The 5,148-nt window shown below is 38.8% G+C and carries 3 protein-coding genes and 1 pseudogene; 2 read left to right on the top strand and 2 right to left on the bottom strand.

The window, feature by feature from the left end:
* Both AN490_RS09225 and AN490_RS09220 read right to left on the bottom strand, forming a co-directional pair.
* Positions 1–194: pseudogene (locus AN490_RS09225) on the bottom strand (hypothetical protein); the annotation flags it as partial.
* A gap of 160 nt (positions 195–354) precedes the next feature.
* Positions 355–840: a hypothetical protein gene (locus tag AN490_RS09220; protein WP_300002143.1), complete on the bottom strand. Its 486-nt coding sequence runs from the start codon at positions 838–840 to the stop codon at positions 355–357.
* Between the two features lie 139 nt (positions 841–979).
* Between AN490_RS09220 and AN490_RS09215 the strand changes: the two genes are divergently transcribed.
* Both AN490_RS09215 and AN490_RS09210 read left to right on the top strand, forming a co-directional pair.
* Complete coding sequence (locus AN490_RS09215; protein WP_300002141.1) at positions 980–2,179, top strand: ATP-binding protein; 1,200 nt, start codon at positions 980–982, stop codon at positions 2,177–2,179.
* A gap of 197 nt (positions 2,180–2,376) precedes the next feature.
* The gene (locus tag AN490_RS09210; RefSeq protein WP_300002138.1) at positions 2,377–4,743 is read left to right on the top strand and encodes a bifunctional serine/threonine-protein kinase/ABC transporter substrate-binding protein; all 2,367 of its coding nucleotides are present in this window, start codon (positions 2,377–2,379) and stop codon (positions 4,741–4,743) included.
* Positions 4,744–5,148: the final 405 nt, after the last annotated feature.

The following is a 5,148-nucleotide window of genomic DNA, read 5'->3' as shown; positions in this document are numbered from 1 at the left end:
CAATCTGATGTAAAAACATACTTTTGTGTTTCTGTAACTAACATATCTCCGTTAGTTTGCACATCAATATTAACGTTGATATAGTCCCAATGAAAAGGAGGTGTTTGTGCGGTAGCATGATTGAGAGAAAGACCAATAGTGAAAAATAGAGCAATGCAAAATAGAGAGAATCTTCGGATGAGTTTAGTCCACATAATTTGATCCTTTATCTGATTTTCAAGAATTCTTTATGAAGCGGAAATGTGAAATTCCCGCACAATAATCAAAGGTTTTTCTATGACTCAAATTCATAGCATTGAGAGCTTGAAAACTTTACTTTTTGACATAATTTTTCTGGTTTCAATTTTGAATTGTTTACAATGTGTCTTTGCTACCCAAATTTTTTTCTTCGGTGTCTGCAATATTGAGAAGTTCTATGATGTCTTTACGCGCCAAATCTGGATCTTTGTTTAGAGGTATAATCTTGTAGTAAAAAGTGGCATACATTCCTTCTTCAGAAACTGTAGCCGAACCGCTTGATATGTCATTAACTTTGCTTTCCAATTGCTTTGTTTTTTCTGCGTCTGGAGGTGTTTTAGAGATTCGAGAAAAAGACATTACAGCAATAACATCATTGTTACCAATCTTTCCAAGTTCTGGCACGATAAATCCATATTGAGTCCGATTACCCTCAACTCCAGCTAATATTGAAATACGTCCATCTTTTTGGACTTCATAATTCATACCTAAACGATCTAAGAAGGCTGTAATTGTGGAAGGTCTGGTTTGAGCAAATGCCTGAGTTGATAACAAACTCATAAGTGAAACTGTAGTAACAGCGGTTGAGATAAAACGCTTCATAAGTGTTTTCTGTCGTCCTTGAGGAATATACTTAATATCACTGATCGGAATTAAGTATTTCTAGTTAAGTTTCGGTTCACTACAAGACTGATCTAAAATTGAGCTTGACAGATTTAGCACAAGCCCCCAAAAATCTCCCATGCCTAGTCTCAAACTCTCAGTTACCGGACTACAAATCATCAAACAAACTCGGAAAGAAAAAGGATGGACGATTGATAATCCTTGTTGGTTAGAAGCCGCGAGTCAAATTCTCGAACCCACACGGAACTGGGAAAATGCGGAAGTTTTTGCAAATGGTGTATCTTTGCCCACTTGGAAACGGTTTCTGAAAGGTGATGCTATTGATGCCTCAGTATTCAAAGCGTTTTGTCAAATTTTGGGGCTAAATTGGCAAGACGTACTGGCACGTTCCCTGGATTTATCTGTATCTAGTACAACCCAAATCCCTAATATTCCCTTATTCTTTGGGCGGGGTTATGAACTGCTAACTCTAACTCAAGCAATTGAACAAAAAATACCCTTGATTGTGATTACAGGGATGGGAGGTATTGGTAAAACGGCTGTAGCTTCAAAACTTGCCCAAGCTGTGCAGTCTAGGTTTCAACAAACGCTGTGGTTTTCTTTTCACCGCACCTTACCAACAACCGATTTGCGATCGCTACCACCGAAAACACTACTAATTTTTGATGGTTGGGATGGAATTCTGGGAGGCGATCGCGCTGGCAAATATCTTCCCGAATATGTTGCCTATAGAAGTTTTCTGGAATCAGTAGTGCAAACACCCCATGAAAGTTGCGTAATTTTGACCAGTCGTGAACAACCAGAAGGATTAAATAATTTAACGGCCAATGGTGCGGTTTTTTTGCCTTTGAGTGGACTGATGGAAGGTGCAATTGAGCTTTTACAGCATCATCGGCTGATATTTGATGCCGAACAATGGATGATTTTGGTAAATCAATATGGTGGTAATCCGTTATTTTTAAACATGACAGCAAATTTAATTCACGAATTATTTGCTGGGAATGTGGGAGAATTTCTAGCTTCAGGAACTATTGTCGCTGGTGAATTTGAACCACTGGTGACGCAATGGCTGAAACACATTTCGTCGCTGGAACAAACTCTACTTAAATGTTTAGCTACAAATTCCCAGGGATTGACTCGTGAGGAAATACAATTAAAACTTATAAGCCATGCCTCAACAGGAAATATTTTATCTGCACTTTTATCTTTAAAAAGACGGGCATTAGTGGAAACCCTGAAAGTAGATACACAGGAATACTTTATTTTGCAACCTGTTATTCTAAAATGTGTACAGCGTTTATTTACTTCTCATTTTTAGATGATGTTTAAAAACCTAACCCCCCTACCTCTCCCTAACCCTCTCCTAAGAGGAGAGGGAAGCAGAAAAACTTTTGTTAGCTGGAATGGGGGTTTCAAAGCCTCTCTCCTTGTAGGAGAGAGGTTTGGAGAGAGGTTTTTAGGTATAGTGAATGTATAGTGAATGATTTTCCGAATATCCTATGAAGAGAAGGCTTTATGGCTTACTGCATCAATCCAGATTGTTCACAACGAAAAAATCCTGATAATTGTGCAGTATGTCAAACTTGTGGAACAGCACTTTTACTGCAAAATCGCTACAGGCTGATCCATCCACTACAACTTGAAACACATAGCTATACAGAAGTATTTGAAATCGAAGATTTACTTGAGCGCGAGCGCCCCAAGATTCTCAAATCGCTGAAAAATGTTACACCTGATTTACTCCGATTATTTGAGCAAGAAGTATCAATACTTACAAATTTACGACATCCTGGTTTACCTGTTGGTGAAACTATCTTTCCACTGTTTTTGCAGATAAATCGCCAATTACACTGTTTCGTGATGGAAAAAGTTCCTGGTGAAAATTTGCAGACTTGGCTATCTAAAAATCAATATTTAACATCATATAAAATAGCTTTAGATTGGCTTTATCAATTAGTTGAGATTCTCGAATTTGTACATAATAATAGTTTTTTTCATCGAGATATCAAACCTGCAAATATTATGCTTCGTCCTGATGGAAAATTAGTTTTAATTGATTTTGGTGCGGCGCGTCAATTGACCCAAACTATTGTTAATAATCAGCCAGTAACAGTGATTATTTCCAGTGGTTATACTGCTCCCGAACAAATGCAAGGACAAGCAGTTCTCCAGTCAGATTTCTATGCTTTAGGTCGGACTTTTATATATTTACTGACAGGGATTGATCCGGCTCATGATAGTCGCGCTCGTTCCTACAATTGGTTTAAAAATATTAAAGATAAAAAAAATCCTCAAAGCTTAATTCATCTAATTCAAACGATGACGGATACCGATCCACAGCGTCGTCCACCAACTGCTCAAGCAATTCTAGAAAAAATTGCCAATATTAAAAATAAAAAATATCCGCAGTTGCAATGGCGAAAATTCTATTTAATGATAGCTTGCGGTGTTTTGATTACCATCGGATCAAAACTAATTTATGAAAAAACAGCACTACCTCTGATCTGTGATAATGTTCTAGAAGATAATCTTAGTTGTGGTGAAGAAATCCTTATTCCTGATAACTTTACGGAATCAAATCAGCCGCCAGTAGAAAAGCGATCAGCAATTGAACAATATCGAGCTAAAAATTTTCCTGACGCTATACATTTATTTACAATTGCTTTCAATCAACAACCAGATCCAGAAACTTTAATTTATCTCAATAACGCCAAAATTCAAACGCAATTTACCACGGATAAAATTCACACGATCGCAATTGCAGTTCCCCTTGGGCGTTCTACTGCTAAAGGGTTGGAAATATTGCGAGGTATAGCTCAAGCTCAAACTTTGATTCTGCAAAGCGGCCAGCCTTTACGGATTCTAATCGCTGATGATCATAATCGTGCAGATAGTAATACTGGCAATAATGCTCGTCTAATTGCCCAACGATTGGTAAAGTATCAAGATTTACTCTCGGTTGTGGGTCATTATTCAAGCGATGCAACCAAACAAACGCTGCTAATTTATCAGCGAGCGGGGGTAGTTTTAATTTCTGGAACTAGCACTTCTGATCGCCTCAAGAGTCCTATTTTCTTCCGTACTGTACCTAGCAATCGCATTGCGGCACAAAAAATGGCCACCTATCTCTTCTCGGAACTGCAACAGCGAAAAGCAGCAATTTTTTACAGTCAGGATAGTGAGTATGCTCAATCTTTATCAACAGCGTTTCAAGAGGCTGCAAAATTACTGAAAGGGAATGTGATTAATCAGCAACCAGCTTTCAATCTGGCTAGAGATAATTTTGATGCGAAAGCGGTTTTAAATCAAGTCAAAACTCAAGGTGGAACGGCGATTGTCGTTATTCCTGATGCTGGAGTAGGATTACATAATGCCATTCCCAATGCTTTAAATGTCATACGATCAAATGTCAACCAAGCTTGGATTGTGGCAGGTGATAGTCTCTATAATTCTGACCTACTCAAAGCTGATAAAATTGTCTCACCACAGGGAATTGAACGAACGGCGTTAGCGATTGCATGGCATCCCATGAATGATCCTAACTCGGCGTTTGTACAGCAAGCTCAAATCCTCTGGAAAATCCCTAAAAAAGCACTTGCTACCAACACTGAAATCACTTGGAGAACTGCGACAAGTTACGATGCAGTATTAGTCTTAAACAAAGCCATCACACAAAACCCCACCCGCAGCGGCATTCAAAAAACTCTTACCCAACCACAATTCTCGGTTAGAGGGACAACTGGAGTAATTCAATTTGAGGAGGGCGATCGCAAATATGGCACAATTACAATGGTTGTGGTGCGTCGTCATTGCAATTCCAGTGAGTTTGTGTTTACGCCAAGCGATTTCACACTAAAAGACTGGAAAAATTGCGGAGAGTAGTAATTTTTATTCTGGAAATCACCTTCAAACGATTATAAAAAAGCATTTCAGTGTTTACAAAAAGGGAGGAGTTAAGAGGCAGGGGGGGCAGGAGGTTATGAGTATCAATTAAAACTTTATTTCTGGGTTTAAAGCTAGTATGTTAATTCTGTGTATTTTGGAGGGATTGTCTAGAAAATTATTGGTGTTACCGTAGTTTACACCGAAAGCATCTTTTCCAGGCACTTCCTCATGAAAATATGCGACACATTTTGTGCATGAAGTCTTATGGGATAAGGGATTCAGAATTAACACACTAGGTGGAAGGTCTTCACTCTCATAAGACCTCGCGGTAAGTGGGAAACGAGCGTGGCTTGGCTCCCAACAGAGGGAAGCGACACGAGGGATTTTAATCCCTGTGGTATG

Source organism: Anabaena sp. AL09, from assembly GCF_001672255.1.
Taxonomy (GTDB): Bacteria; Cyanobacteriota; Cyanobacteriia; order Cyanobacteriales; family Nostocaceae; genus Dolichospermum; species Dolichospermum lemmermannii.
The sequence above is the reverse complement of the archived record's forward strand: the minus strand, read 5'-3'. Positions and strand labels throughout refer to the sequence as shown.

What these genes read in the sequence shown, in the direction of transcription:
- AN490_RS09220 (WP_300002143.1), bottom strand. Translation starts at nt 840, where the DNA reads ATGAAGCGTTTTATCTCAACCGCTGTTACTACAGTTTCACTTATGAGT.
- AN490_RS09215 (WP_300002141.1), top strand. Translation starts at nt 980, where the DNA reads ATGCCTAGTCTCAAACTCTCAGTTACCGGACTACAAATCATCAAACAA.
- AN490_RS09210 (WP_300002138.1), top strand. Translation starts at nt 2,377, where the DNA reads ATGGCTTACTGCATCAATCCAGATTGTTCACAACGAAAAAATCCTGAT.